The organism is Chryseobacterium shigense, assembly GCF_900156575.1.
Taxonomy (GTDB): domain Bacteria; phylum Bacteroidota; class Bacteroidia; order Flavobacteriales; family Weeksellaceae; genus Chryseobacterium; species Chryseobacterium shigense.
This window is the reverse complement of the sequence record NZ_FTNY01000003.1, coordinates 533,080-554,793: the sequence shown is the minus strand read 5'-3', so window position 1 is coordinate 554,793 and position 21,714 is coordinate 533,080. Positions and strand designations below refer to the sequence as shown.

The window sequence follows — 21,714 nt, the reverse complement described above, 5'->3', positions numbered from 1 at the left end:
ATTTTTTTATATAGACCCAGTGGTTAGAGGAGCTGTAAGTAATAGACTTTGCCAATCTTTGAGATAGGGATTTTTATATCTGCTTATTTGGGTTCTTGAAGTAATTTTGTCTGGTCTAAATTTAACTTCATGGAATTAATAGAAAAATTGAACTGGAGATTTGCTACCAAAGCAATGAACGGTCAGAAAGTACCACAGGAAAAAGTGGATAAAATATTGGAAGCAGCAAGACTGGCGCCTACCTCCAGCGGGCTTCAACCTTTTGAAATCATCGTGATCACCAATCAGGAGGTAAAAGAGCAAATCAAACCTCACGCATGGAATCAGCCTCAAATCACAGATTGTTCGCATCTTTTAGTATTTGCTGCCTGGGATAATTATACTGAAGAAAGAATCAACAGTATGTTTGACCTTACGAACGAGATCAGAGGCTTTAAAAATGAAGGATGGGAAAACTACAGACAAATGCTGTTAGGAACATATCCTCAGAGATCTGCTGAAGAAAACTTTACCCACGCTGCCAAACAGGCTTATATTTCATTTGGTGCAGCCATTATTGCAGCTGCTTTTGAAGAAGTGGATTCTACCCCAATGGAAGGCTTTTCGCCTGATGCCGTAGATGAAGTTTTAAATTTAAAAGAAAAAGGACTGAAGAGTGTATTGCTTCTGCCTATCGGGTATAGAAATGCAGAATCAGACTGGTTGGTGAATCTTACGAAAGTGAGAAAATCTAAAGAAGATTTTATTACCGAAGTCAATTAATGACTCAATTATTTTCTTATAAAAAATCCCTTTCAATTGTTTTGAAAGGGATTTTATTTTTTGACTAATTACTTAATCATATTTCTGTCTAAACCTATGAGGTTTGAATTTGTATCTGTTTGTTTCAAAGAAATTCTCAGATTTCCAAAACTTATGTGATCTTCTTATTCACAAAGCATGTAAACTTCAAATAACTTAAGTGTTAAAAACTTTTCTGCACTTTTACGGTTAGAAAACTAGTTATTCGGTTTCCAGTCCACAACAGCTCTGATGAACGCTTCTGCATTTTCAACCGGAATATTAGGTAAAATTCCGTGTCCCAGATTAGCAATGTATCGGTCTTTTCCAAAACGGTTGATCATCTCAGTCACCATCTTCTTGATCGTTTCCGGAGTAGAATGCAGTCTCGCAGGGTCAAAATTTCCCTGAAGCGTCATCGTGTGGTTCGTTAATGTTCTGGCTAGTTCCGGCTTAATGGTCCAGTCAACACCCAAAGCAGAAACCTTAGACATTGTCATATCTTCAAGAGCAAACCAGCATCCTTTTCCAAATACCACAACGTGCGTAAGAGGACTCAATGCTTCAACGATCTGATTGATATACTGCCATGAGAATTCCTGATAATCTGCAGGAGAAAGCATTCCTCCCCAGGAATCAAATACCTGAACAGCAGAAACGCCTTTTTCAACTTTTCTTTTCAAATAGGCAATCGTCGTATCCGTGATCTTCTGTAGCAGTAAATGAGCCGCTTCAGGCTGCTGGAAACAGAATGATTTGGCGATATCAAAAGCCTTGCTCCCTTTTCCTTCCACACAGTAGCACAGAATCGTCCATGGAGAACCTGCAAAGCCAATCAATGGAATTTCGTTATCTAATTTTAGAAGAGTAAGTTCAATCGCGTCAAAAACGTATCCTAATGTGTCATTTACATCAGGAACTTCAATATTCTGAACCTGTTCCGCTGTTCTGATAGGATTGTCTAGCCATGGGCCAACGGATTCTTTCATTTTAAAATCAATTCCCATAGCCTGTGGAACTACCAAAATGTCAGAAAACAGGATCGCAGCATCCAGAGGAAATCTTTTGATGGGTTGTATTGTGATTTCAGCAGCAAGCTCAGGCGTCTGACATCTCGTAAAGAAGTCATATTTGTCCCTGAGGGCAATGAATTCAGGCAGATATCTTCCGGCCTGTCTCATCATCCATACTGGCGGTCTTTCTACAGTTTCCCCGCGGAGTGCTTTTAAATATAAGTCGTTTTTAATCATAATTTATTTAAACTAATACGGCCGTTCCCGGCACTCATTATTTTTATCAGCCAAACTTGCAGCTGCTCAAAGTTCTTTTTTTATCAGCCCAAAAATAGAGGCCAGATTATTTTCTTCCGAGGTAAAGATTTTTCCTTTCGTGTATTTTCTCAGTTCACTGGAGGTCGTTTCTCCGATGGAAAAAATCTTCATACCTTCTAAAGAATTGAGTTTTGCAAAACTACGAACTCCGCTTGGACTAAAAAAAACTGCAGCATGATATTTTTCAGGTACTGAAGGGTAGATTTCTTCCGTGTTGTAAATGATGATCTTTTTGTAACGGATATTCTGCAGAGGAAGATCCTTGTGCAGGACATCAATGGCAAGGTTGCCGCAAAAGTGAAGAAATTGTTCGTGCTGGCAGTTTCCGATGATAAATCTCGAGAGTGTATCGGCATTTTTCAGGACTTTAAATGTTCCGAAACCGTATTTTCTCAGCTCACGTTTCGTTTTTTCACCAACACAGTATATTTTATTGTAATTTTTCGCTGTAAAATCCTCGTTTGGTTTAAACTGATTTTTAAAAAATGATCGCACTCCATTGATGCTGGTAAAAATCAATGAATAGTTTTTTAAGTCAAAGGCCGCTGTTTGTACAGGCTCAGTTCTAATCACCTCAATGCATTGAGCCGAAATATCCGATCCTAATTCTTTGGATAATAATGGGGCATCTATGGTTTTGGTAAATAGAATTTTCATTAAGGTTGATCTTTTAAATGTAAATCGGTCACTAGCAATCTTACTTTTTTCATGAAATCTTTGCCCGGATCCTCTTTTGCTGTAAAATAATCAGGGTCTGTTTCCTTCCAAAGTTTTGAACCTCTAAATATACCATATTCTGAGTGACCTATAAGATATTCTATACTGTATTTTTTAGTTAAGTATCTAATTAGTTGAGCGTTTGCTGATACTTGTTTTTCTGTGAGCGGCTGACTTTTGCTTCCGATATTTTCAATTCCGATGGCGCAATAATTGAGTCCAATGGTGTGTCTCGCAAACCTGTTGGGCTCCATCAGCTGGTAAATTGTACCATCTCTGTCGACAATAAACTGTGAAGAAACATTCAGTGTGCTTTGCTTTTTTAACACATTTCTGGCAGATTCCAGGTAAGTTTTATTGAAATATTTATAGTTGGTTTCAACCGTTCCGCCCGCTGTATAATGCAGGACAATCATTTTAGGTGAAATGGTTGCCGAACTCTGAACGATATTATAATGACTCTTAAGATATTCCAGACTTAAGCGAACTCTTTCCGGAGAATAGTCAATAGGTTGATTGATGATTTTAAATTCATTCGTCTGAGCTTTCGTACAGAATGCGATCAATACAAAAAGCACATAAATAAGGTTTTTCATAAATAGGAGCTTATTTCTGGTATTGATAATGTCCTGTAATAGTGTATTTAAAAAGAACGTCTTCCATCACCTGTCCGCCACCTATGTTATGGACAATCAAAAAACGCTTTCCGTCAGTAGATTTTTTATTGACAACAATGCCAATATGGGTCAGGTTTCCAGGTAAAAGCCAGGTAACGATATCGCCCGGAATATACAATGCAGGATTGGTTTCAATGGATTTTGCTTTTCCGAATGTAGAAAAGAAAACTGCAAGATTCGGTACCCTGCGGTGATCGATGTTGGGGTCCGGTTTTTTTAATCCCCAGATTTTTGGATATTTTGAGAAATTTTTGGACATATCCTCGTGCACTTCCTTCTGGAGATCAATGCCCAGTTTTCTATATGCCCGTATAACGACGTCTGTGCAGACTCCTTTATCTGCCGGGACATCACCATTGGGGTATTTCAGTACAAAATAAGTTGGATCATAGGTGATGGAACCATCTATTAATCCCAGAGCTGAATCAGATAGCTGAAGAGCAAATTTATTCTGTGCATTTGCGGTAAACACACAGAATGTGAGTAATAATAAAAACAGAAACTTTCTCATTGTTTGTACGTAAGATATAAAAGTACAAATATGCTTAAAAGTTCTTAATAAGAATTTTTAATTTCAGCCATCAGCTCTTTTCCTCCATTTTCAAGGACGATCTTAGCGAATTTTTCTCCAAAATTCTCAGTTTCATTATATTCAAAACTTTCGTCAGTTGCAATGCAGTTTTTGCCATCCAGAGAGCAGAGAGCCGCTTTGAAACGAACCTGGTTTTCAATGATCTCTGCAAAAGCTCCGATAGGTGCAGTACATCCACCTTCCAGTGTGCTCAGGAAATTTCTTTCGATCTCTACACAGATCTGCGTTTTTTTATGGTTGATTTGTCTTAAAATCTCATTGATCTCAGTTTTGTCAGAATGTCCTGCGACAGCGATCACTCCTTGGGAAGCAGCCGGGATCATTAATGGAAGCATCTCGTAATCGATATCCATTTTCATTCTCTTGATTCCTGCCAGAGATAAAATAGTAGCATCAAAATCTCCATCCTCCAGTTTTTGAAGACGTGTCTGGATGTTTCCACGGATATCTGAAAACTCAGCGTGAGGATAATTTTTCAGCCAGAATGCTCTTCTTCTCAAGCTGCTGGTCGCCAGTTTAAGCTCGTGGAACTCTTTATTTCGTGCGGATTCTTTTCTGATCAGAACATCCTGTGGAAAATCTCTTTCCAGATACGTGATGATCTCAATATCTTGTGGAAGCTGTGTGGGTACATCTTTTAAAGAATGCACGGCGATATCAATTTCGTCATTCAAGAGGGCGACATCAAGGTCTCTTGTGAAAACCCCGGTGATTCCTAAAGAATAAAGCGGTTGATTGAGGTTCTTATCGCCCGAAGATACGATAGGAATGATTTCCGTTAAATAATTGCGGTTTTGAAGGTTCCTTGCAACCTCTCTTGCCTGCCAAAGTGCAAGTGCGGAATTTCTTGTTCCGATCCTAATGCTTTTCATTGAATTCGTTGTTTGGTTGTTCAACTAATATTTCGTGCATTAATTTACTAATTTCTTCGGCTTTTAAAGGGTTGTCGATGATAAATTTTGCAAAACGGTTGGTGATTTTCTGGATCATTTTGTCAGAAAGCTCCATGTCCGTGATGTTTATGTATTTATTTTTTCTGTAAAATTGATGCATTTCATTGCGTTCCATATTCTTCAGAACAGCTTTAAAATGGTGAATATTCGGTGCCAGCTTTCTCTTTTTCTCCCATTCCAGAAATTCTTTCATCAGTTCTTTGATGATTTTTTCAGCTTTCGGGATCTCTTTTTCCCGTTGCTGGATCGTTTCCTGAATCTGTTTGGAGAGCTCATCTACATCAATCAGCGTTACATTTTCATTTTCCGTTACATTTTTTTCAACGTTGTGCGGAATGGAAAGATCGATGACAAGTGTTTCTTTTCCATTCGGGAAATGAGACTTGTTGATGATAGGATGTTTTGCTCCCGTTGCCACAATGAGGATGTCGGTATTTCTTAACTCCTGATCAACATCAGCATAGTCAACGTGAGGGATATTGTATTTTTCGGAAATTTTCTCAGCCTTCTCCTGAGTTCTGTTGGCAATTTTGATTTTAGGCTGATAAACATGTTTAACCAGATTCTCAACAGTATTCTGTCCGATCTCACCTACGCCCAAAAGAAGAATGTTCTTTTCCGTAATTTTTTTCTGATTGTTTAAAATATAATGGACGGCTGCATATGACACAGACGCGGCGCCGGTAGAAATTCCGGTTTCATTTTTAATTCTTTTTGAGATCTGAATCGCAGCATTGATTGCTCTTTCCAGATACGGGTTGGAATTTTGTCTTTCTTTTTTAAATCGGCTGTATGCTTTCTTGATCTGCCCGATGATTTCAAAATCCCCGATGATCTGACTCTCCAGCCCGGCTGCTACTCTGAACAGATGGATAAGGGCCTCTTCTTTGGTAAGGATATTGGCAAACTGAAGAAAATCTGTCAGATGTACACCTATCGTTTTACAATATTCTTCCGCTATCAGAAGATAATTCGGTGAAGTGGTGTAGATCTCGGTCCTGTTACAGGTGGAAACCACAAAGGCATCCCCCAGATCCACATGGTGAATTCTGGTGACAAAGTTTTTGATATTCTCATCAAAGAATGCAAATTTGCCCCTCGTTTCTGCATCTGCTTTTTCGTAGCTGATGGAAAGTACTGCAAAATTGGACGTTTGATGGATGTTGGAATATTGTAACATAATCGGTGCAAATTTACGGTTTTTTTAATTAACCAGCCTCTGATAATGTATATGATAATTATCGTGAAAAACTATGGTGGAAAGACGGAAAGCAGAGAAGGTGGCGGGAACGGAAAAGTCGTGTGAAGGCTGTTTTTCTTCATGGAAATATTTTGAGGTCAGGATTTTATAGAATTTTAACATATTCGTTTGTTTAATTTGGTTTTGGAATGCTGTGGTCTGCTTTTTTTCTTCAATTGTGCCGTAAATTTTAGTTGAAATCACGCTCTATAAATGATTAAATCAAAAGTTAATAAACAATTGTGAATTTTAATAAAATTTTAACCAAATTATATGCAGGTTAAATTTCTTTAGTAGTGTTAAATTCATATCTTTGTAAACTTAAAATCAGAAGGAAAATATGAGTTTATTCGATATGTTTACGCAAGAAATTGCGATAGACCTTGGTACTGCCAACACCCTAATCATCCATAATAATAAAATTGTTATAGATCAACCTTCAATTGTTGCAATTGAACGTTCTACGGGTAGACCGATTGCGGTCGGTGAGCAGGCTAAGCATATGCAGGGTAAAACTCATGAGGATATCAAAACAATCCGTCCACTGAAAGATGGGGTGATTGCAGATTTCCATGCTTCTGAACATATGATTAAAGAATTTATCAAAAAGATTCCCGGAATCAAAGGTAGATTCATACAGCCGGCATTGAGAATTGTCATCTGTATTCCTTCTGGCATTACTGAAGTTGAGAAAAGAGCCGTTAGAGACTCTGCTCAGAAAGTGAATGCGAAAGAAGTACGATTGATCTATGAGCCAATGGCCGCAGCAATAGGAGTTGGAATTGATGTACAGAAACCTGAGGGGAATATGATCATTGATATAGGAGGTGGTACTACAGAGATTGCTGTTGTTGCTTTAGGAGGTATTGTTTGTGACAAATCTGTGAAAATTGCAGGGGATGTGTTTACCAATGATATCGCTTATTACCTTAGAACTCACCATAATCTTTACATCGGAGAGAGGACGGCTGAGAGAATCAAAATTGAAGTTGGTTCTGCAGTGGAAGATCTTGATGTAGATATTGAAGATATCCCGGTACAGGGTAGAGACCTTATTACAGGGAAGCCAAAAGAAATCATGGTAGGCTACAAAGAAATCGCGCGTGCCTTAGACAAATCCATCATCAGAATTGAAGATGCTGTCATGGAGACGCTTTCTCTTACGCCACCGGAACTGGCTGCTGATATTTATAAAACAGGTATCTATCTTGCTGGAGGAGGTGCTTTATTGAGAGGTCTTGCAGACAGATTGCACAAAAAGACTGGTCTTCCTGTATTTGTAGCAGAAGATCCGTTGAGAGCTGTTGTTCGCGGAACCGGTATTGCCCTTAAGAATATGGATAAATTCAATTTCTTAATTAAATAATTTTAACCTTTTACGACTCTATATCTGAATGGGATTTTTGCTGAGACTATTTTCGAAGAACGCCCTCTTTGTCTTCTTTATATTCCTGCAGATTGTTGCTCTGGTTCTGATATTCTCTAAAAACGCCATGCAGAAATCATGGGTAGCTGGCCAGTCGGCTGCGCTGAATTCATGGATTTCGGGGTATATTGACGAAGGAGTTTCATATCTGAAACTGAAACAGATCAACGAAGATCTTGTGGCTCAGAATAAATCGCTGATGATTCAGCTTTATGGAAAGGAAGGGGCGAAAAATCCTGTGTTCAAAAAAGTTCATGATACTTTAGGCGGTGGGCAGATCTACACTTTTGTAGATGGCGAAATCGTGTTTAACAGTATCAACAGAAGAAATAATTACTTTACAATCAACCGTGGCCGCAGAGATGGGGTTTTTCCTCAGATGGGCGTAATGGCTCCTAAAGGAATTGCGGGAATTGTAATCAACTCTACAGACAGCTATGCTTTGGTTCAGTCTGTTTTGAGTGTCAATAAAATCAGAATCAACGCTTCGTTGAAAAACTCCGGATATTTTGGAACTTTAACCTGGAACGGTGACAATTCCAGAGTGATGCACCTTGCGGACATTCCTAAATATGTGGCTTTAAAAGTAGGGGATACCGTTGTTACAGATGGTAAATCCGCTATTTTCCCTAAGGGAGTAATGATAGGAACTATCGCAGGATATTCTGTAGACAACAAGACTGGTTTCTGGGATATTTCAGTAGAACTGAGTGAAAAAATGGGTGCGCTGAGCAAGGTATTTGTAGTGAAAAACCTTAAAAAAGCAGAAGTACAGAGAATTCAGGATACATTGCAGACCGTAATAAAAAAAGAAAATGATTAGCAGGACTTTATTTACCGATATATTGATCATGATCTTCCTGGTTGCATTACAGATTTTTGTACTCAACAAGATCATTCTTTTCGGAAAGTACACACCGGTTCTTTATCCGGTTTTTGTCATGTTTTATCCTTTCTTCAGAAATAAATATCAGTTTTTAGCTTTAAGCTTTTTAATCGGACTTTCTGTAGATGCGTTCCTCTTTTCATGGGGAATCAATGCATTTGCGACTACCCTTATTGCGTATTTCAGAACATTGATTTTCAGGACTTCCACAGATACTTCCACAGACTTCTTTTCTTTTCAGTCCTTACAATGGGCGCAGTTTTTGCTCTTCCTGTTTTCAAGTATCTTCCTGCACCAGCTTTTAGTGCAGTACATCGAATTTTTTAAATTTAGCCGTTTTTTCGAAATATTACTTAATGTAGTGATCACAAGTATAATTTCCTTTATATTTATCGTTGTTTACGCATTAATATTTAAAATCAAACAAAAAGTTTGAACACACGTTATTTAAAAATCTTTTCCATACTCGTTGTCATCGCCATTATTTTTGTGGCGAGGCTTGCTTATTTACAGCTACTTACAGACCGTTATGCCTTAAATGCGGCGAATACTTCTATTAAAACTGAATACGTTATTCCGCAGAGAGGTGTGGTTTTTGACAGAAACGGAAAGATCCTCGTAGGAAATCAGCCTGCGTACGAAATTTCTTTTACGCAAGCTTTAATGAAACCGGATTTTGATACTTTAGGATTTTGTAACCTGATGCAGATCAGCAAAGGCGATTTTATCAAAAGAATCGAGATCATCAAGAAAGAGAAGTATTATTCAAAGCTTACGCCGATGACCTTTTTTAAGGACCTCAGCAGAGAAGATATTGCCAGAGTACAGGAAATTATCTTCAAATATCCGGCATTCAGTATTGTATCCAGACCTCAGCGTCAATATGAAGTGGGAACTTCCGGAAACCTTCTGGGGTATACCAGTGAAGTGAATGAAAGAGAAATAAAAAAAGATTCCGCCTACTATCTTCCGGGAGATTTTATCGGTAAAACAGGGGTAGAAAAATCATATGAAAAAGAACTTCGTGGAATCAAAGGGATCAAGTATATCCAAAAGGATATCAGGCTGCGGAATATAGGATCTTATAAAAACGGAACTTTAGATAAAGATGTTGTTACCGGAAAAGATATTACTTTAACGATTGACTACGATCTTCAGAGGATGGCAGAAGAAATGCTGGTAGGTAAACATGGGGCTATCGTTGCCATTGACCCTAATAATGGTGAAATTCTAACCATGGCAACGGGTCCGGACATCGATCCTAATTTATTCACAGGACCTTATAAATCCAAGAATCTTTATGCACTGTCTAAAGATACCTTATACGAAAACAAACCTACTTTCGACAGGTCTGTTCAGGCGGCTTATCCTCCAGGATCTACTTTCAAGTTGCTCACCGCTCTTGCAGGAATGCAGATGGGTGTTATGGATCAAAATACTGTTTTCCCATGTGGCGGCGGATTTTTCTACAGAGGTTTGAGAATTAAAGGACATGGAGGTGCGGATCCTCTTATTCCTTCCATTCAGGTGTCCAGTAACTGTTATTTTTCTCACGCATTTATTGCGATCATGAATAAATATCCAGGAGACCCTTCGAGAGGAGTGGATGAATGGAAAAAAATCATGAGTAGTTTTGGCGTAGGAGAGTACCTTAATAATGATATTGCCGTAGGCTCACCGGGTAGAATTCCTACCGGGAAATTCTATGAAAAGAGAAGTGGAAAAAAAGACTGGACAGGTGACTATACCATGAACGGTTCTATTTTCAATGGAATGGGTCAGGGAGATGTACTGGTGACGCCACTTCAGCTCGCGAATTATGTGGCAGCCATTGCCAACAAAGGCTGGTTTTACACCCCTCATATCGTTAAATCTATTGATGGGAAACCTAATCCGGACAAAAGATTTAAAACAAAACATAAAACCCTTGTAGATCCCAAGCACTTTGAGCCTGTACTGAAAGGGATGGAAGCGGTGGTATTAAGAGGTACGGCAAGAAGTTTGAAATCCAATGACTTTACCCAGCTTGCGAAAACAGGTACGGCACAGGTGCCTCAGGGAAAAGATAACTCAATCTTCGTGTTAATTGCTCCTGCAGATAAGCCAAGAATAGTGGTTGCTGCTGTAATGGAACATGCAGGATTTGGAGCAACATGGGCGGGACCTGCCTGTACGGTAATCGCTGAAAAGTACATCACCGGAGATCTGAAAAGAGAAAATCTTTATAAAAAGATGACCAGTGCCAGCTTTATGCCTGAGTACAAAAGACAGTGGGTGGCAGATCTTAAACGGAAAGGTTTATACAAAGATCCTAAGGAAGATTCTGTTAAGTTAAAAAGAAAGCAGGACAGTCTGAACTTTATCAAAGAACAGAAAATAAAACTGCAGAAAAAAATAGAAGAAGAAACAAAAAACAACACTAAAAAGGTAAAGCAATGAAGTGGGCAGAAGGGATAGATAAACTTGGTCTTGGGCTGTATTTTGCGCTTTGTATCTTTGCAATCGCCAATATTTACAGTGTGGACCAGAAATTAGGAGAAAAGCAATTGGTTTTTTTCTGTATCTCTTTATTTGTGGGCTTGGTTATTTTTGTGGGAAGAAGTAAGTTCTTTGAAAACATGGCGGGGATTATTTATATCGGTGGTGTTTTACTTTTGATCGGTCTTTTTCCTTTTGGAAAAGAGATTCTGGGTCAGAAAAACTGGTATAAATTTGGAAGTTTCACCATGCAGCCGGTTGAGTTTGCCAAGATCGGAACTGCATTAATGTTGGCCAATTATGTCTCCGGACCGGATTTTAATCTGAAAGTAAAGAAATCGCTCTGGACCGTTTTAGCGATCATCGGAATTCCGGCGGCTGTTGTTCTGGCGATTCCCGATGTAGGGTCTATGCTTGTATTTATTGCGTTTTTTATTGCATTATATAGAGAAGGACTGAGCGGACTATTGTTTGGGGTGGGATTTATCTTTGCAGGCGTTTTTCTGATTGCTCTGGCTATTCCTCCTGTTTATGTAGCCGCCGCCGTCGTTGTCATTGCCGGTGTTTTGATCGCCATGAATTATCATAGAATGTCCTGGGACGTGATTTCTATTTCAGGAATTGCAGGATCCATTATTTTATTGTGTGGTTTGGCTTTCGGTTCACCTTATATTTTAGAAAAACTTCCAAAACACCAGAGAGAAAGAATTGAGGTTCTTTATAAGGGAGAAAAAGCATTCAGAGATACCTCCGGGTACAACTTATTATATTCCAAAACAGCGATAGGGTCCGGTGGTGTTTTAGGCAAAGGATACCGTGAAGGATCAGTAACACAAGGGAAATTCGTTCCCGAACAGGAGACTGACTACATCTTCTGTACAGTAGGCGAAGAATGGGGCTTTGTAGGAAGCGCAGTTCTCGTTTTATGCTATATGGTCTATATCGGACGGATCTATTACCTCGCTGAACAACAGAAATCCACCTTTAACAGGGTATTTGGGTATTGTTTTGCTTCTATTCTAATGCTGCATTTTACCATCAATTTAGGAATGGTAATGGGGCTTTTCCCGACCGTAGGTATTCCGCTTCCGTATTTCAGTTATGGAGGAAGCTCATTGCTAGCCTTTTCTATGATGACTTTTATTTTCTTCAAACTTAATTATTCGGATAAGAACAGCTTGGTGTAAACTTTGGAAGATTAGGTTTTTTGCTTCTTCTCATACAAAAAGCTTCCGTACCATCAGAAGAGTACAATAAGTAACATAAGAATATTGGTAAATATGAAACAGGCCTACATTTCAGATCAGGATTTTCAAAACATCAGTTGTACCGATCAGCCTTTTGAAAAAGGAGAGTACGAAAACTGCACTTTCAGAAATTGCAACTTTGAATATGCAGATCTTTCCGGTTTCAGTTTTACAGACTGTGAGTTTATCGGGTGTAATCTGAGTATGGCAAAACTCATTAAAACCGCTTTTCGCGCTGTTCATTTCAAAGAATGCAAAATGCTAGGATTGCAGTTTAATGAATGCAATGGTTTCGGCCTTTCATTTACTTTTGATGAATGTGCCCTCAATAATTCTGTGTTCTACAATACATCCGTTAAAAAGACCGTATTTAAAAATTCAAGATTAATTGAAACTGATTTTGCTGAATCTGATCTCTCCCAATCAGTATTGAAGAACTGTGACCTTTCCGGAGCAATTTTCGATCGTACAAACCTTGAAAAAGCAGATCTGAGAACTTCCTTCAACTATTCCATAGATCCTTCCGTAAATCGCCTTAAAAAGGCTAAATTTTCACTTTCTGAAGTGCATGGACTGCTGGATAAGCTGGATATTGAAATTGATAGGAATTAGAAGGTGGAATTTGTAAGCCACGCTAACTTCTTTGATTATGGAAATTTTTAACTAAGTAATTCAATATACACGGTCTTTAATCTGCTATTCTGCTTCAAGGTTCCGAGATAAGGGTTTGCCCGAAACTTATTAATCCAGCCACCAAGACATCTTAACTACCACATTAGTTGTTAAGATCTCTATCACAGATTTTACGTACCCACCATTCCCCTTCTCTGAAGAGGTGGATTTTTGCAAAGCAAAAAGACGGGGTAGTAAAAACACTCTTCCTCAAAACCTCACCAGCCAAAAAATAAAAAAACCACCAGAAATCTGATGGCTTCATTATTTAAATCAATTATTTAAAATTAAAAACTTGTCGCTGCGGATGGAGTAGAAGATGCTAAATTGTTATAAGCGTCTCCGTTCTCGTTGATCACTCTTTTGGCAAACCTGAATTTTGGTCCCCAGTAAGAATCATTCAGCGAAGAGATCATTACCCCTTTAGAAGTGGCTGCGTGGATGAATTTGATTTCACCTTCTTCAGTTACACTTTCTACGATACCTACGTGAGAGATTCTTCTTCCATGAGAAAAGAAGATTAAGTCTCCTTTCTGAAGCTCTCCTTTTTCAATGCTTTCACCTTCCTGAGCCTGAGATGCTGCTACTCTTGGTAAGCTAAGCCCTGCTGCTGCTCCGAATACGGAAAGAACGAAAGCTGAACAATCAATACCTCTTCTGGTCATTCCTCCGTATCTGTATGGAGTTCCAAGGTATGTTTCAGCTTCTGTAAGGATATTATCGATCGTTTTATTGTATTTGACTGCCTTTGCAATCTCAGAATTCTTGATGGATTTTTTTGCGTTAGCTATAGATGCCGCCTTTTCAGCTAGAAAAGAATCAATAAGTCTTTGCTTATCCTGCTCCATTTTCTTGTTGTCAAGAGAAGCTAGTTTGGCATCTGTTTTGTATTCTTTAGCATAAGTTGCTGGTTGTGAAACTACATAATTTGTAGCGCATGACTGAACTGAAACTGTAGACACTAAAGCAACTAAATAAAACAAAACTCTTTTCTTCATATATATTTGATTATCCGTGTTAAAAGGAATATTTATTTTCAAAAGCATTACAAAAGTAGAGATTCCGAGCAAAAGACCCCTGATATGATTATTGTCAGGTTCTTTATTTAACACATTTTAACATATTATTTAAGTATGTTAAAGAAAAACAAACCGCAACCGCCTATTTTTGGCGAGTCTGCGGTTTTTTTTATTATGATTCTTTAACATAATAAATCGCAGCTCCTCTATTAATCGTATCTCAAGATTCAAAACTCTACTTTTCAGTGCTGTTAATAAATCAAAAAAAACTCCCCGGAAAAACCGGGGAGCTTAACTAATATGGAACTTTACAGATGTTATTTTGTAAATAACATTTCTCTATATTTAGTCATTGGCCAAAGCTCATCATCCACCATCATTTCAAGATCATCAGAAGCTTCTCTGATCACATCAAATAAAGGGATTACTTTGCTGCAGTAAGTTTCTGCCTGCTTCTGACTATTAGATACAGCTTTCGCTGCTTCTCTTGCTTTAATAAGATCTTCAACGCCAAGTTTAATCTTAGAAACGTTCTCAGAAATATTAGTGATTAAGCTCATTTGCTCTTTCGCCAATGTTTTGAATTCTTTGTCCGGGAATATTTCTTTTAGACCTTTTACGTTCTCGATCAATCGGTTTTGATAATTTAAAGCAGAAGGAATGATGTGGTTTCTTGCGATATCACTTAAAACTCTTGCTTCAATATCAATAACTGTAGAATATTTTTCTAATTTGATTTCGTTTCTGGCTTCAACCTCTCTGTGAGTAAACACTCCGATTTCTTCATAAAGAGCAACGAATTTTTTATCCATTTCCTGCTTAAGAGCTTCCGGAGTTGTTTTTAAGTTATTCAAACCTCTCTTTTTAGCTTCTTTTGCCCAGTCATCAGAATATCCGTCCCCTTCAAACATAATGCTCTTGCACTGCTTGATGTACTCTCTCAATACATTGAAGATCGCTTCGTCTTTTTTCAGTCCTGTTTCGATAAGAGCATCAACTTCTTTTTTGAAATCGATTAATTGTTTTGCAGCAATTGTGTTCATTACGGTCATAGACTCTGCACAGTTAGCAGAAGATCCTACCGCTCTGATCTCAAATTTATTTCCTGTAAATGCAAATGGAGAAGTTCTGTTTCTATCTGTATTATCTAATAGAATTTCCGGAATCTTTCCAACAACGTTAAGTTTTAAATCTGTTTTTTCGTCCGGAGAAAGTTTCCCTTCCGTTACCTTTTCCAGTTCTTCTAATACTCTGAACAACTGGCTTCCGATGAATACGGAAATAATCGCCGGTGGAGCTTCATTGGCACCTAGTCTGTGGTCGTTACTTGCAGAAGCGATACTTGCTCTTAAAAGATCAGCATATTCGTAAACTGCTTTAATGGTATTAACGAAGAATGTTAAGAACTGTAAGTTTTTCTTAGGGTTTTTTCCCGGGCTTAATAAGTTTTCGCCTGTGTCAGTCGCTAAAGACCAGTTGTTGTGCTTTCCACTTCCGTTTACTCCTGCGAATGGTTTTTCATGGAATAAAATATGAAAATGGTGTTTGTGAGCAATTCTTGCCATGATGTCCATCAACAAAGAGTTGTGGTCTACGGCAACGTTTACCTCTTCAAACATTGGGGCAAGCTCAAATTGGTTAGGCGCTACCTCGTTATGTCTTGTTGTTACAGGGATTCCCAGTTTCATACATTCGATCTCCAGCTCTTTCATGAAGTTCATTACTCTTGTAGGAATAGAACCGAAATAGTGGTCGTCCAATTGCTGTCCTTTAGCAGGAGAATGTCCTAATAAGGTCTTTCCTGTTAAAACAAGGTCCGGACGGGATTGGTATAATGCGGAATCAACTAAGAAATATTCTTGCTCCCAGCCTAAAGTAGGCGTTACTTTTGTTACATTTTTATCAAAATACTGCATTACATTAGTTGCAGCTTCGTCTACAGCATTCAAGGCTCTTAAAAGAGGGGCTTTATAATCTAAAGTTTCGCCTGTATAAGAAATGAAGATAGAAGGGATACATAAAGTAGTTCCCATGATGAAAGCAGGAGAAGTAGGATCCCATGCGGTATAACCTCTTGCTTCAAAAGTATTTCTGATTCCTCCGTTCGGGAAAGAAGAAGCATCGGGCTCCTGCTGGATCAATAAGTTTCCGCTGAATCTTTCGATTGCTCTTCCTCCTTCTATAGGAGTAAAGAAAGAGTCATGCTTTTCTGCAGTAGTTCCTGTTAAAGGTTGAAACCAGTGCGTGTAGTGAGTCGCTCCTTTGCTCATTGCCCAGTCTTTCATAGCTACTGCTACCTGGTCTGCAATGTGTCTTTGGATCTTTGTTCCTTTTTTGATAGCATCCATAATAGATTGGAATGCTTCCTTTGTCAAATATTCTCTCATGGTCTCTTCTGAGAAAACATTCTGGCAGAATAATTCTGACAGTTTTCCGGGAACTTCAACAGAGTTATCTTTTCTGAAGTCCTTAAACGGTAAAGTTTCTAACGCTTTGAATCTTAAAGTTGACATAGTAAGGTTGATTTTTACAGGGCAAATTTACAAAAAAAATGAATTGAAAACACTTTACCCCTGTTTTTTTTAGGGGGTGTTGTGAAATTTTATTAAATCAAACGATGGTTTAACTTTTTATATAGGGGTTCTGCAGGAGCGAATTGTAATATTTAGCCCTTTAGTAGCATCATAATACGTTTTATGATGCACATTTTATATTTTTTTAATATACGAATTTAAACTGCTTGTTAAAAGATACTTAAAATAGAATGCGCAAAGATTTTGTATATTTGTGTGAAATTTATTTTATGACAAATTCTAGAGCTAGAGAAACAACGGAAGCAATTGAAAGATTGTATATTTCTATGAGACACCTCTTTTATAGAGGTTTTTTTAAACCTGCCGGTGTTTCTGGGGAAAGTATCAGAAGTTTGTTAAAGACTATCAATCCAGAGATTTATGGTACCATGAATATTCCTAATAAATTGGAATTAGATGGTTTGATGTACGTTTTAGACAGACTTCCGGAAGGAATTGAAGAATGTGCTTTTATTCATCTTACATCAGATGAAGGTTTTGATAAAGGAAGTTTCGAACCTATTGTCCCTAAAAAGAGAAGAAGAAACTGTTACCGGATAGACGAGCACCAAATGAATATTGAAGTTCTTTTGGGCCGTTCTGAAATTTATGATATTCTTACCCACCTTACCTTCTTATTTATAGAAGCAGACAAAGTGAGAAATCTGGCGTTCATTCAGGATGAAAACTGGAAACCTACACGTGCCTTCAAAATTATTGAAGAAGTAGTAAAAGGGGAGAAGAAATTCAGCAGAAAAGAAAAAGAGGTGGCTCTTATTCATTTATCTTCTTTAATAGGAAGAACTTTTGAAGAGACCTTGAATGCTTATAATTCTTTTGGGGATGATCAGAATCCTGACCGCCTGTTTAAAATCATCTACAACTTAGGAAAAGTAAGTCTGGAAGATGCCAAACAGACGAGAGAAAGAGAAATCCATTTCAGTGCTATATTAAAGGAAAGAGTAGGACACCACTACTTCGGTGAAAAATGGGCCAACAAAGTGAAAGAGGTTTTATTTGAAAACAACCTTCATATGCGTCCGCTTCACATCATTTCTGCCAACATGCACTCAGTGAAAAATATGCTGTACGGAAATGATGCCTTAAAGAAAAAAGACAACAAAGAAGTAGACTACAAACTTTACGGAGAGATTTCTGATAAAAAAGAACTTCGGGACAAGGTTTCAAAATATGCTTTGGAAGAAGGACTGATCTATATTAATGATAAGAGCGGGAGTAATATCGATGTTCAGATTATTGATTTAAGCAAAACAGACCTGAAAAATACACCTTTCAACGGAATCAAATATGGCGGAGACGATGTGATCATGGTTTTTGACTATGCTTTCGGAGAACAGGCTTTTGAGGTAATGGACGAATTGCTGAGACCTTTTGAAAATAAAGGGGAGGTTTACATGATGAAAGTGAAATCTGTTTCTATCATGGGTAAAGCCGGAATTCTGGCAGGAGGAAAAGGAGATATTATGATCCCTACTTCTCATATTTTTGAAGGAACAGCCGATAACTATCCTTTTGAAAATGCTTTGAAACTTGATGATTTTAAAGATGACGAACTGAAAGCATTTGAAGGCCCGATGATTACCGTATTGGGAACATCGCTTCAGAACAGAGACATCTTATCGTACTTTATGAACACTTCATGGAAAGCCATCGGTCTTGAAATGGAAGGAGCGCATTATCAGAAGGCCATTCAGGTAGCGTCTAAGATCAGACATCATATTGCACCGGATCTGTTTGTATGTTATGCTTATTATGCTTCAGATAATCCATTGGAAACGGGAAGTACCCTGTCTTCAGGAGGTTTAGGGCTTACCGGAGTAAAACCTACCTATCTGATCACTTTAAGAATCCTTGAAAAGATCTTACAAAGCGGAAAAAAAGAAATTCCGGCTAAAAAATAATTTGATTTTAAATCATAACCTCAACCTCAGGTGTATTTTACATTTGAGGTTTTTTGTTTTCAAACACGAATGTCACGAATTGATTTGTGTTTAAATTTGTGCTTTTATTAGTGTAATTTGTGTTTAAAAAAAATCTACGCAAGTAAACTTAACCATCAGAATAAAACCTCATCTAAATCCATAACAGATCAAAAAGCCCTAAAATACCTCCATATTTGAGGGTTTTGCATAATTTACCTACCTTTAAAAAAAATAAATTTTAAATGAGAAAATCGGCTGCAATCATTTTTGCGTTTATCATTTCACAATTTCAGGCTCAGCAGGGAGCTTATTATCAGCAGGCTGCGAAGTACAAGATGGATATTGATGTTAATGCTGAAAAATTTACTTACCAGGGAAACCAGAGTTTAGAATATACCAACAACTCCCCTGATGAGCTCAATGTGGTGTATTTTCACCTGTACTGGAATGCTTTTAAGCCTAATTCAATGATGGATCAGAGGGTTGCCGGCCAGGGGAAAAACGGAGATTCCAGACTGCAGAAAGACGGAATTTCAAGATTGGCCTCTATTCCAAAAGATCAGGAAGGAGCGCAAAATATCCACTGGATCAGGCAAAACGGAAAAGATCTGAAATTTGAGATCCAGGAAACCATTATGAAGGTATATCTGGCAGAACCTATCAGGCCCAATTCCACCACTACCTTTACAATGGATTGGGATGCTGTCATCCCTGAGCAGATCAGAAGAAGCGGAAGAAATAACAGGGAAGGAGTTGATATGACCATGACCCAGTGGTATCCGAAAATTGCAGAGTACGATTATGATGGCTGGGCAACCTTTGATTATATCGGAAGAGAATTCCATGCACCGTTTTCAGATTTTGACGTTACCATCAAGATCAATAAAGATTATGTCATCGGAGCAGGAGGGGTTCTTGAAAACCCGGCAGAAGTAAAAGGATATGATGCCGCTGCAAAAATAAAAGCAGATAAAAATAAAAAAGCAATCTGGAAATGGAAAGCCAATAACATCCTGGACTTCGCATGGAGTGCAGACCGGGATTATATCATTAAGAGTTTTGATGTTCCGGAAGGACCGAAAGTATTTCTGGTGTATCAACAGAACGACAGAACTAAAGTTTGGGAAGAGGCACAGCCTTACGTCACCAAATATTTCCAGCTGATGAATGCGCACTTCGGGAAATATGGATATCCTACCTACGCATTTATCCAAGGAGGTGATGGAGGAATGGAATACGGAATGTGTACCATGATCCTGGGAGAAGCTAAAGATATGAAAGGCCTGATGGGATTAATGGCTCACGAAGGCGCACACTCCTGGTACCAACAGATGCTGGCAACCAATGAATCGGTACGCCCGTGGATGGATGAAGGATTTACAAGCTATGCAGAAGGTTATGTGATGTATCAGCTATTTCCGGAAGAACTTCCGAATCCTTTTGCCAATACGGTGAATGCCTACAGAAATTTTATTAAAAAAGGGATTGAAGAACCCGCGGTATGGCTGGGTGATCACCATGACAACGGAACAGCATATACCTACGCCTCTTACGTAAAAGGAGAATTGTACCTGGTAGAGCTTGGTTACATTATGGGTGAACAGAAACTTGCCGAAACCTTGCAACAATATTACGATCAGTGGCATATGAAGCATCCTACTGACAGAGATTTCCTTCATATTGCCCAAAAAGTATCAGGAATGGATCTGAAATGGTTTCATAACTATTGGATCAACACCACGAAAACTATTGATTACGGAATCAAGGACGTGAAGTACGATGCGAAATCGACTACGATTACTTTGGTGAATAACGGGCAGGTTCCTATGCCAATAGATTTCAGCATATTGACTGCAGATAAAAAAGTCGTTACCTACCAGATTCCTTTAAACATGACGCATACCTGGAAGGAGAAAGATATCTACGGAGACTTTAAGACCATGCCTTACTGGCCATGGACACAAAAAGAATATACGTTGACCATTCCTTATACAAAAGCTCAGCTTTCTGTTTTAGGAATAGATTTCAGCCAGAGATTGGCAGATGTTAATATGGCGGATAATATTGTGGAAATAAAACAATAGATGTTTGGCTTTGAGTGAGTTATGAGTTGTAAATTATGAGTTGTAAGTTATGTAACCCGAATATTGGAGTTGGAGATTTTCACATTTCACTTGCGAAGCAAAATTGGCCATAGACATTTATTAATTTTTAGCCTTGATCTAATAAAAAACAATCCCGCAGAATTTTTCCGCGGGATTTTTATTTATATTAAAATTTTCTACGTTTTCAGGTCTGAAATCTCATATCTTCAAAAGATTCACGATTCCCTTGCGAAGCAAAATTCACCATTGACGATCTGATATCTCCTGTCTGAAATCTGAAATCTACCACCCTTATTTTATTCCAAACTGTTGTACCATCCAATGATTAGGATGATTTTTAACAAGGTCATTTTTTAAGGCCTCATCTTTTGTGTTGAGGTAGCGGTATACTTTTAAAGGAACTGAATCCGGATATTCTTTTAATCCCTGATCCAATACTAGTTTAGCTTCGTTTTTCTTTCCGGCTGCGTCCAGTGATTCGGCTTTGTAGATATAGATGATGGCGGGTACTTTTCCATAAACCTCTCTGGTTTCATTTTCCAATATGTTCATGGTTTCGATCTGGAATTCGGTATCCGGTGCCTTTCCCGCCATTGAAGTTCTGCTGATATGCTGCTGATACATCAGAAAAAGCATGAGAATATGAAGGTTTTTTGTATTAGGATCTGAGGCCATTTTCTCAATTCGCTGAACCATCTCGGGGGTCATTTCGTCATTCTCTGCCTGAAGGTTTTTATTGTAAAACTCATCCAGCACTTCATACACTGCTCGGTCGTTCTTGTCAATCTTGGCCTGTTCTTTTATTTTCTGGAATAGGTCTTTTACCTGGGCACCACTTTGCGCAAAAGTACTAAGACTAATACAAAAGAAAAATGCTAAGATCAGTTTTTTCATAGAAAATCAGTTTTAAATATTTTCAGTTTTAAAGGTAATTAATTGTTTCCAATTTTCTAAATCTTCGGTCCGGTTTTTACTGAGTGGGGGTAGAGAAATAGTATAATCATTGAAAAACAAACAATAAGTAATCTTAATAATATCAGCATAATCATTTTTTTGTGGTTTTAAACTGGTGACG

At 38.2% G+C, this 21,714-nt stretch carries 19 protein-coding genes; 9 read left to right on the top strand and 10 right to left on the bottom strand.

Features of this window, described 5'->3' with window-relative positions:
• Positions 1–129: 129 nt before the first annotated feature.
• Entirely contained in the window at positions 130–762 is a 633-nt protein-coding gene (locus BW964_RS12005; RefSeq protein WP_076507468.1) for an NAD(P)H-dependent oxidoreductase, read from the top strand.
• Between the two features lie 236 nt (positions 763–998).
• Here BW964_RS12005 and hemE read toward each other — a convergent pair whose 3' ends face one another.
• The 7 genes from hemE to BW964_RS22555 all read right to left on the bottom strand — a co-directional run bounded on the left by hemE (position 999) and on the right by BW964_RS22555 (position 6,413).
• Complete coding sequence (gene hemE / locus BW964_RS12000; protein WP_076507466.1) at positions 999–2,030, bottom strand: uroporphyrinogen decarboxylase; 1,032 nt, start codon at positions 2,028–2,030, stop codon at positions 999–1,001.
• 66 nt (positions 2,031–2,096) lie between these two features.
• Positions 2,097–2,768, bottom strand: coding sequence for a uroporphyrinogen-III synthase (locus tag BW964_RS11995; protein WP_076507464.1), 672 nt, complete (start codon positions 2,766–2,768; stop codon positions 2,097–2,099).
• Entirely contained in the window at positions 2,768–3,424 is a 657-nt protein-coding gene (locus tag BW964_RS11990; protein WP_076507462.1) for a peptidoglycan recognition protein family protein, read from the bottom strand. Before BW964_RS11990 ends, BW964_RS11995 begins: the two co-directional genes overlap by 1 nt.
• A 10-nt stretch (positions 3,425–3,434) precedes the next feature.
• Complete coding sequence (locus tag BW964_RS11985; RefSeq protein WP_076507461.1) at positions 3,435–4,016, bottom strand: DUF1287 domain-containing protein; 582 nt, start codon at positions 4,014–4,016, stop codon at positions 3,435–3,437.
• Positions 4,017–4,060: 44 nt separating this feature from the next.
• Entirely contained in the window at positions 4,061–4,969 is a 909-nt protein-coding gene (gene hemC / locus BW964_RS11980; RefSeq protein WP_076507459.1) for a hydroxymethylbilane synthase, read from the bottom strand.
• Positions 4,956–6,230 carry a glutamyl-tRNA reductase gene (gene hemA / locus BW964_RS11975; RefSeq protein ID WP_076507458.1) on the bottom strand — a complete coding sequence of 425 codons (1,275 nt, stop codon included), beginning with the start codon at positions 6,228–6,230 and terminating at the stop codon, positions 4,956–4,958. The genes hemC and hemA overlap by 14 nt, the downstream gene beginning before the upstream one ends.
• A gap of 24 nt (positions 6,231–6,254) precedes the next feature.
• Positions 6,255–6,413 (bottom strand): hypothetical protein, encoded by a 159-nt coding sequence (locus tag BW964_RS22555; RefSeq protein WP_165789183.1) that lies wholly within the window; start codon positions 6,411–6,413, stop codon positions 6,255–6,257.
• 217 nt (positions 6,414–6,630) lie between these two features.
• On the opposite strand from BW964_RS22555, the gene BW964_RS11965 reads away from it, so the two are divergent.
• From BW964_RS11965 to BW964_RS11940, 6 genes are all read left to right on the top strand, one after another.
• Positions 6,631–7,656 (top strand): rod shape-determining protein, encoded by a 1,026-nt coding sequence (locus BW964_RS11965; protein WP_034700899.1) that lies wholly within the window; start codon positions 6,631–6,633, stop codon positions 7,654–7,656.
• Between the two features lie 28 nt (positions 7,657–7,684).
• The gene (mreC, locus tag BW964_RS11960) at positions 7,685–8,539 is read left to right on the top strand and encodes a rod shape-determining protein MreC (protein ID WP_073330738.1); all 855 of its coding nucleotides are present in this window, start codon (positions 7,685–7,687) and stop codon (positions 8,537–8,539) included.
• A complete protein-coding gene (locus BW964_RS11955) occupies positions 8,532–9,038 on the top strand; it encodes a hypothetical protein (RefSeq protein ID WP_047450943.1) in 507 nt (168 codons plus the stop codon). Before mreC ends, BW964_RS11955 begins: the two co-directional genes overlap by 8 nt.
• Positions 9,035–11,041, top strand: a complete 2,007-nt coding sequence (locus BW964_RS11950) for a penicillin-binding transpeptidase domain-containing protein (RefSeq protein WP_076507455.1) — start codon at positions 9,035–9,037, stop codon at positions 11,039–11,041. Before BW964_RS11955 ends, BW964_RS11950 begins: the two co-directional genes overlap by 4 nt.
• Positions 11,038–12,267 (top strand): rod shape-determining protein RodA, encoded by a 1,230-nt coding sequence (gene rodA / locus BW964_RS11945; RefSeq protein WP_076507453.1) that lies wholly within the window; start codon positions 11,038–11,040, stop codon positions 12,265–12,267. Before BW964_RS11950 ends, rodA begins: the two co-directional genes overlap by 4 nt.
• Positions 12,268–12,360: 93 nt before the next feature.
• Positions 12,361–12,939, top strand: a complete 579-nt coding sequence (locus BW964_RS11940; protein WP_076507451.1) for a pentapeptide repeat-containing protein — start codon at positions 12,361–12,363, stop codon at positions 12,937–12,939.
• Positions 12,940–13,286: 347 nt separating this feature from the next.
• On the opposite strand, the gene BW964_RS11935 is transcribed toward BW964_RS11940, so the two are convergent.
• A complete protein-coding gene (locus BW964_RS11935; RefSeq protein WP_076507926.1) occupies positions 13,287–13,997 on the bottom strand; it encodes a C40 family peptidase in 711 nt (236 codons plus the stop codon).
• Positions 13,998–14,335: 338 nt separating this feature from the next.
• Positions 14,336–16,531 carry a glutamine synthetase III family protein gene (locus tag BW964_RS11930; protein WP_073330725.1) on the bottom strand — a complete coding sequence of 732 codons (2,196 nt, stop codon included), beginning with the start codon at positions 16,529–16,531 and terminating at the stop codon, positions 14,336–14,338.
• Between the two features lie 290 nt (positions 16,532–16,821).
• Between BW964_RS11930 and BW964_RS11925 the strand changes: the two genes are divergently transcribed.
• Together BW964_RS11925 and BW964_RS11920 are read left to right on the top strand one after the other, a co-directional pair.
• Positions 16,822–18,513: a DUF6909 family protein gene (locus BW964_RS11925; protein WP_076507450.1), complete on the top strand. Its 1,692-nt coding sequence runs from the start codon at positions 16,822–16,824 to the stop codon at positions 18,511–18,513.
• A 263-nt stretch (positions 18,514–18,776) separates the two neighbouring features.
• Positions 18,777–20,618: a M1 family metallopeptidase gene (locus BW964_RS11920; protein ID WP_076507448.1), complete on the top strand. Its 1,842-nt coding sequence runs from the start codon at positions 18,777–18,779 to the stop codon at positions 20,616–20,618.
• 312 nt (positions 20,619–20,930) lie between these two features.
• On the opposite strand, the gene BW964_RS11915 is transcribed toward BW964_RS11920, so the two are convergent.
• Positions 20,931–21,533: a hypothetical protein gene (locus BW964_RS11915; protein WP_076507447.1), complete on the bottom strand. Its 603-nt coding sequence runs from the start codon at positions 21,531–21,533 to the stop codon at positions 20,931–20,933.
• Positions 21,534–21,714 lie beyond the last annotated feature (181 nt).

Bases quoted from the DNA above. Each gene is read 5' to 3' on its own strand.
- BW964_RS12005 (WP_076507468.1), top strand. From the start codon at position 130: ATGGAATTAATAGAAAAATTGAACTGGAGATTTGCTACCAAAGCAATG.
- hemE (WP_076507466.1), bottom strand. From the start codon at position 2,030: ATGATTAAAAACGACTTATATTTAAAAGCACTCCGCGGGGAAACTGTA.
- BW964_RS11995 (WP_076507464.1), bottom strand. From the start codon at position 2,768: ATGAAAATTCTATTTACCAAAACCATAGATGCCCCATTATTATCCAAA.
- BW964_RS11990 (WP_076507462.1), bottom strand. From the start codon at position 3,424: ATGAAAAACCTTATTTATGTGCTTTTTGTATTGATCGCATTCTGTACG.
- BW964_RS11985 (WP_076507461.1), bottom strand. From the start codon at position 4,016: ATGAGAAAGTTTCTGTTTTTATTATTACTCACATTCTGTGTGTTTACC.
- hemC (WP_076507459.1), bottom strand. From the start codon at position 4,969: ATGAAAAGCATTAGGATCGGAACAAGAAATTCCGCACTTGCACTTTGG.
- hemA (WP_076507458.1), bottom strand. From the start codon at position 6,230: ATGTTACAATATTCCAACATCCATCAAACGTCCAATTTTGCAGTACTT.
- BW964_RS22555 (WP_165789183.1), bottom strand. From the start codon at position 6,413: ATGTTAAAATTCTATAAAATCCTGACCTCAAAATATTTCCATGAAGAA.
- BW964_RS11965 (WP_034700899.1), top strand. From the start codon at position 6,631: ATGAGTTTATTCGATATGTTTACGCAAGAAATTGCGATAGACCTTGGT.
- mreC (WP_073330738.1), top strand. From the start codon at position 7,685: ATGGGATTTTTGCTGAGACTATTTTCGAAGAACGCCCTCTTTGTCTTC.
- BW964_RS11955 (WP_047450943.1), top strand. From the start codon at position 8,532: ATGATTAGCAGGACTTTATTTACCGATATATTGATCATGATCTTCCTG.
- rodA (WP_076507453.1), top strand. From the start codon at position 11,038: ATGAAGTGGGCAGAAGGGATAGATAAACTTGGTCTTGGGCTGTATTTT.
- BW964_RS11940 (WP_076507451.1), top strand. From the start codon at position 12,361: ATGAAACAGGCCTACATTTCAGATCAGGATTTTCAAAACATCAGTTGT.
- BW964_RS11935 (WP_076507926.1), bottom strand. From the start codon at position 13,997: ATGAAGAAAAGAGTTTTGTTTTATTTAGTTGCTTTAGTGTCTACAGTT.
- BW964_RS11930 (WP_073330725.1), bottom strand. From the start codon at position 16,531: ATGTCAACTTTAAGATTCAAAGCGTTAGAAACTTTACCGTTTAAGGAC.
- BW964_RS11925 (WP_076507450.1), top strand. From the start codon at position 16,822: ATGACAAATTCTAGAGCTAGAGAAACAACGGAAGCAATTGAAAGATTG.
- BW964_RS11920 (WP_076507448.1), top strand. From the start codon at position 18,777: ATGAGAAAATCGGCTGCAATCATTTTTGCGTTTATCATTTCACAATTT.
- BW964_RS11915 (WP_076507447.1), bottom strand. From the start codon at position 21,533: ATGAAAAAACTGATCTTAGCATTTTTCTTTTGTATTAGTCTTAGTACT.